Origin of the sequence: Pandoraea sp. B-6 (assembly GCF_000282835.1) — a bacterium.
Classification (GTDB): Bacteria; Pseudomonadota; Gammaproteobacteria; order Burkholderiales; family Burkholderiaceae; genus Pandoraea; species Pandoraea cepalis.
On record NZ_KB290546.1, the window covers coordinates 56,769 to 63,028 of the forward strand.

Annotated in this window: 6 protein-coding genes; all 6 read left to right on the plus strand. The window is 66.2% G+C overall.

The window, feature by feature from the left end:
- Positions 1–1,158, plus strand: a 1,158-nt coding sequence (locus A985_RS29475) for an aconitase family protein (protein ID WP_255349103.1), incomplete at its 5' end; no start/stop codon positions are given.
- 12 nt (positions 1,159–1,170) lie between these two features.
- Positions 1,171–2,454: a CaiB/BaiF CoA-transferase family protein gene (locus A985_RS0118640; RefSeq protein WP_017234890.1), complete on the plus strand. Its 1,284-nt coding sequence runs from the start codon at positions 1,171–1,173 to the stop codon at positions 2,452–2,454.
- A 102-nt stretch (positions 2,455–2,556) separates the two neighbouring features.
- Complete coding sequence (locus A985_RS0118645) at positions 2,557–3,639, plus strand: CaiB/BaiF CoA-transferase family protein (protein WP_017234891.1); 1,083 nt, start codon at positions 2,557–2,559, stop codon at positions 3,637–3,639.
- Positions 3,640–3,835: 196 nt separating this feature from the next.
- A complete protein-coding gene (locus tag A985_RS0118650; RefSeq protein WP_157211515.1) occupies positions 3,836–4,549 on the plus strand; it encodes a hypothetical protein in 714 nt (237 codons plus the stop codon).
- A 79-nt stretch (positions 4,550–4,628) separates the two neighbouring features.
- Positions 4,629–5,759: a DNA polymerase IV gene (gene dinB / locus A985_RS26160; protein ID WP_017234893.1), complete on the plus strand. Its 1,131-nt coding sequence runs from the start codon at positions 4,629–4,631 to the stop codon at positions 5,757–5,759.
- A gap of 70 nt (positions 5,760–5,829) precedes the next feature.
- The coding region (locus A985_RS0118660) for an MgtC/SapB family protein (protein WP_026132139.1) at positions 5,830–6,260 on the plus strand (431 nt) is incomplete at its 3' end.

A 6,260-nucleotide genomic window follows, 5' to 3' on the forward strand; every position in this document is an offset into this window, starting at 1 on the left:
CTGGTGGATGCGGCGCTGCGTCTGGGTTCGGCCCAGCGCGAGTTCTGCGCGCAGCACGATCTGCGTCTGCATGGACGCGCGGCGGGCGGTGGCTCGGAAGGCATCTGCCATGCCTTGATGCTCGAGCGCTACGCGCTGCCGGGGCAGGTCATCGTTGGCACCGATTCGCATACGCCGCATTGCGGCGCGGTCGGTGCGTTTGCGTTCGGCGTGGGCGCCACGGAGATGGCGAACGCCTGGTTGACGGGCGACGCGCGACTGGCGGTGCCGGGCACCTGTCTCGTGCATCTGCGCTCGCGCTTGCCGGCGGGCGTGGGGGCGAAGGATCTCGCGCTGCACCTGCTGCATCTCCCGTACATCCGCGACGGCCGTGCCATCGGTCAGATCATCGAATTTTCCGGCGAGGCGGTGGCCCACCTGTCGACCGACGAGCGGGCGACGCTGACCAACATGGTGGCGGAAATCGGTGGACTGACCGGGCTCATCGTGCCCGATGCCGAGACCGTGAGATACCTGCGTGAACGGCGCGGCGTCGACGCGGCGTTGGCGCCGTGGATGACAAGCGATGCGCAGGCCGCTTACGCCCACGTCATCGAGATCGATTGCGCCCGACTCGGCGCGATGGTGGCGAGTCCCGGTGATCCGGGCAACGGCGTGGCGCTCACCCAGTTGTCGGCGGAGGTGCCGATCGATATCGCGTACGGGGGATCGTGTACGGGCAGCAAGCGCGAGGACCTGCGCGCATGCCACGAAGTGCTCGCATGGGGCCTGTCGCAAGGGCACAAGGTCGCCGATGGCGTGCGCTTCTACCTGCAGTACGGTAGCGAAGATGTCCGTGCGTGGTGCGAGGCGCAGGGCTACGCGGACGTGTTCGCGGCGGCCGGCGTCAAGGTGCTCGCGCCGGGGTGCGGGGCGTGTGTGAACGCTGGGCCGGGCGTATCGCGTGCGCCCGACGAGGTGGTCATCAGCGCGCAGAACCGAAATTTCCCGGGCCGTTCGGGACCCGGGCAGATGTGGCTGGGCAGCCCGGCCACCGTGGCCGCGAGTGCCTTGGCGGGGTACATCGTCGGCTTCGATCAATTACGACGCAACGGCTTCGCGGCGCCTGCCGCGCGCCTGCCGGATCGGCGGCGTGGCGACGCGTTGCGCGCGAGCTGAGGAGAATAGCCGATGCCGGACGTGTCCGCCGCAACGCCAATGCCGTTGAAAGGCATTCGGGTTGTGGAGTTTTCCCATATGGTCATGGGCCCCACCTGCGGCATGGTGCTAGGCGATCTCGGTGCCGACGTCATCAAGGTGGAACCGGTCGGCGGCGACCCCACGCGGTGCCTGCTGGGCACGGGCGCGGGCTTCTTCCGCGCGTTCAATCGCAACAAGCGCAGTCTTGCCGTGGATGTCACACGGCCGGAGGGGCGTGAGCTGATTCTGCGCCTGGTGAGCACGGCGGACGTGCTGACCGAGAACTTCAAGCCCGGGCGCATGCGCCAGTTCGGCCTGGATTATGCAACGCTATCACGCTTGAATCCGGCGCTTGTCTACGTCTCGCTCAAGGGGTTCCTGCCCGGTCCGTACGCCGCACGCACCGCGCTCGACGAAGTCGTGCAAATGATGGCGGGGCTCGCGTATATGACGGGACCGCCCGGTCAGCCGCTGCGTGCGGGGGCCTCGGTCAACGACATCATGGGTGGCGTGTTCGGCGCGCTCGCCGCGCTGGCCGCGCTATACGAGCGCAAGAGCACCGGGCGCGGACAGGAGGTGCAGGGGGCGCTGTTCGAGAACTGCGTGCTGCTGGCGGCGCAACACATGCAGCAGTTCGCGGTGACGGGCGTGGCGCCCGACCCGATGCCCGCCCGCTTGTCGGCCTGGGCGATTTACGATGTGTTTACGGCGCGCGACGGCGTGCAAATCTTCCTCGCGGTGGTGAGCGACACCCAGTGGCGCATCTTCTGCGACGTGTTCGGCCGGCAGGATCTGGCCGACGACGCGCGACTCGCGACGAACAACGATCGGGTGCTTGCCCGTGACTGGCTGCTGCCTTTGCTGCGCGAGATGATGTTGGGGTTCGATGCGAGTTATCTCGCGGCCGCGTTTGAGCGGCACGGTCTGCCGTTCGCGCCGATCGTCACACCCCAGGCGCTGTTCGACGACCCGCATTTGCGCGCGAGCGGCGGACTGGGCGATCTGGTGACCGAGCAAGGCGAGCACACGCAGGTGCCGCTGCTGCCGATCGCGATGGCGGGGCAGCGCTTGCCCGCGCGCCGGCCGTTGCCCGCGGCGGGCGAGCATACGTATGAAATCTTGCGGGATCTGGGGTATCTCGACGGCCAGATCGCGCGGCTGCTGACGGACGCGGTGGTGGCCGGTCCGCTGGGCGATGGTTCGGCGGGCGAGACACCGAGGCGCGGTGACGCCACCGGTCCCGTTTTACGGGAAGACGGCACGGATCGAGGCTGATTTCGGAAGTGTCTGAGTAAAGAAGGCGTGTCGTCCGCTTGCCCGCGGACAGTGCGGCGCGGTACGGTGTGGACATCCACCCTCATCCCTTGCTCGCTCGCCATGACCGAATCGCTCGATTTGCCTGAAAGCCCCGAAGCCCGTGAATCGTCTGTCGTCGCCGACGCACCGCTGGCCGGCGTCACGGTGCTGGATCTCACGCGCTTGCTGCCCGGTCCGCTCGCGGGACTGCGCCTCGCGGAACTGGGGGCGCATGTCGTCAAGATCGAAGACACCGGGGCCGGCGACTACGCCCGCGAGATGATGCTCAACGATGGCGAGGCGCCGCCAAGTGCATTCTGGCGTTTGCTCAATCGCGGCAAATCGGTCGAGCGACTCGATCTCAAACGCGATAGCGACCGCGCGGCGTTCCTCGACTGGGTCGTTCGCGCCGACGTGTTGCTGGAGGGATTTCGCCCAGGGGTGATGGCGCGGCTCGGTTTCGATTACGAGACGCTGGCGCGCCTCAGGCCGTCGTTGGTGATGGCATCGATCACCGGGTACGGACAGCATGGGCCGATGGCGCAGGCCGCCGGACACGACATCAATTACATCGGCTACGCGGGCGTGCTCGACCAACTGGGTGATTCAAACGACGCGCCGATCGTGCCGAATTTCCAGATTGGCGACCTGTACGGCGGCGGGCAGGCGGCGGTACAAGCCGTGCTGGCGGCGCTGGTCGCGGCGCAGCGCACCGGCCGCGGCCGGTGGCTGGACGTCTCGATGACCCACGAGGTGTTCCGCGCGAATCTCATTCCGGCCGTCGCTCTGCATCGGCAAGGGCATGCGCCGCGGGCGGGCGCGGACTTGCTCAACGGCGGCGTGCCTTGTTATCAGGTCTATCGCACGCGGGATGGACGTTACATGGCCGTGGGCGCGCTCGAACTCAAATTCTGGCAAACGTTGTGTGACGTGCTGGGGCGCAGCGAATGGAAAGCGCGGCATTGGTCGCTCGGACAGGCGATTGGCGGCGACGACGCACGTGCGCTTCAGGCTGAACTGGCGGCGGTATTCGCTAGCGCGTCGCAGGCCGACTGGACGTTGCGTTTTGCCGATGCCGACTGCTGCGTGACGCCAGTGCTTCGCCTGGAGGAGGCCGTGACGCACGCGCTCTTCGCGCAGGCGCGCGAGGCGTTGACACCCTGACGCCCTGACGCCGGGCGAGAGTGCGTTACCGAATGTCACAACTTTTCAGGAGATAACGACACGAAGTGTGGCCTTTGTTCGCGTAGAGTCATCGCTTGCCCACCCTGATACCGCCATGACACGACGGCTCGCCTTGCGCCAAGCACGAAACGGGATAGCCCATGCCGCGGGAGGGCGACTGACGGCGGTGGCTGTCATGGTTGCGGTAGTGATGGCGGCGATGTGTACGGGATGCGTCTCCTACCAAGACGCGCCCACCGATCATGGCAAAGTGCGCTCGACGGCAATGACGACCGCCGATCTCGCACAGACGGACATCAATCGCATGGCGACGCTGGGCATGCGGGCCAACCTCGAGGGCTTGTACCGGCTGGCCGACAAGCTCTACAAGCGCAACCCGCGCGAATGGCGCAAGGGCGGGGCAGCGACACAGACGCAGGCGATGACGCAATTGCGCGCGGCCATCGAAGGGCGACGAAGCCTGCCGGCGCTGCGGAATTTGCGCGACGTGAAGGCATTATCCCTCTCGCTCGACCCGGCCTTCAGTGGCGATCGCGTGGCCGCGTTCGTCTACAGTCTTTCTGACACGATTGTCGCGGCGCATGGCGGGACGACGGTCTTCTATCTGAGCGATGGCCTCGACGCACAGCGAATCTACAATGCGGCGCGCAACGTCGAGATCGCGGCGTGGCTGCTGTCGAGTCGTCACGACATGACAGGCAAGCCGCTGCTGCTGGCGAACGAACTCACCGACGTGCGCAACGTGAGCTTCGAACGGGAGTTTGGCAAGATCATCGGTCGGCTCGATCTGCTCGCCGAGATGCTCGACGAGAAGTATCGGCGCGCCGGCATCGGGTACGTCCAGAATGTGCTCGGCGCACAGTTCCTCCAGTTCCTGCCTGTGCGATGAGGCGCTGACGCAATGTCACGCGTCGGGCGCAAATGTGGTGTGAATGCTGTATATTTGCACAGTGTTTTCATTGCGAGCCATGTCCTCCTCTACGCGCAAGATCATTCACTGCGACGCCGATTGCTTCTACGCCTCTGTCGAGATGCGCGATGACCCGTCGTTGCGGGGAATTCCGCTGGCCGTCGGGGGCCAGCCCGATCAGCGAGGTGTGGTCGCAACGTGCAACTACGAGGCGCGCGCCTTCGGGGTGCGCTCGGCCATGCCCTCGGCACAGGCGCTCAAGCTCTGTCCCGAGTTGCGCATCATTGCGCCGACGATGCGCCGGTATCAGGAGGCATCGCAGCGCATCATGGCGATTTACCGCGATTACACGGATCTCGTCGAACCGCTTTCACTCGACGAGGCGTATCTCGATGTCACGCACAGCGATCGTTGCGACGGCTCGGCCACATTGATCGCCCGCGAGATTCGCGCACGGGTCGCCGAGGAGGTCGGGCTCACCGTCTCGGCCGGCGTCGCCCCCAACAAGTTCATCGCCAAGATTGCCAGCGACTGGCGCAAGCCCGACGGCATGTTCGTCGTGAGACCGGCAGAAATCGACGCCTTCGTGGCCGCGCTCCCCGTCGAGCGCCTGTTCGGCGTGGGGAAGGTCACGGCGGAGAAGCTCCGGGCGCTGGGAGTGCAGTCCTGCGGCGATCTGCGCAGCCATTCGATGGCCGATCTTGCCGAGCGTTTCGGCGTGTTCGGTCAGCGATTGTATGAGCGCTGCCGCGGCATCGACACGCGCGACGTCAGCCCGGACCGGGAACGCAAGTCGATCAGTGTCGAGACCACCTACACGCGCGATCTGCGCACGCTGGCTGACTGCGAGGCGGCGCTTGAGCCGCTGCTTCGTCAGTTATCCGAGCGGATCGAGCGGGCGCGCCGCAGCGAGCCGCTGGCGATCGCCAAGGTGTTCGTCAAGATTCGTTTCGCCGACTTTTCACGGACGACGGCAGAAGCCGGCGCGCTGAGTGTCGATGCCGCGCAATGTCGTGAATTGCTGGCCGACGCCGTCGGCCGGAAACGCCGACCGGTGCGCCTGATGGGCGTGGGGGTGCGACTGCTCGAAGCCCAGGCCGCGCGCCAGTTGCGCTTGTTCGACGACGAGGTCGACCCGACCCGACTCACTCTGCCCGGGACGGGCGATAATGCATCGCCACAGGCATAGATCGCTCGGAGCAGCCGGGCGAGCGAGACGCGAGAAACGAGCGGAAAGCGCAAAACGAGCGAGGTGAGGGATGGCGGAGATCATCGAAGTCACATTGCGGCTGATGGCAGCGCTGGTGCTGGGCGGACTCGTCGGGCTCAATCGAAATCTCCATCACAAATCTGTCGGCTTGCGCACACTGGCGATCGTGTCGTTCGGCTCGGCGTTGTTCGTGCTGGCGGTCGTGCCGTTTCCCGGGTCGGCGCTGGTCTATGACACGTCGTCGGTCAGCCGGGTGGTGCAGGGCATTGTGGCCGGGATCGGTTTTCTGGGCGCGGGCTGTATCGTTCGGCCGAACCGTAGCGCGTCGGTGCACGGATTCACCACGGCGGCGGCGCTCTGGAGTACCACGGGGATCGGCATTATCTGCGGCTTGGGCCGTTGGCATATCGCGCTGGCCGCGATGGTCCTGCTGCTCGTCGTATTGGCGATCGGCGGGGGGATCGAAGACATCGCGCATCG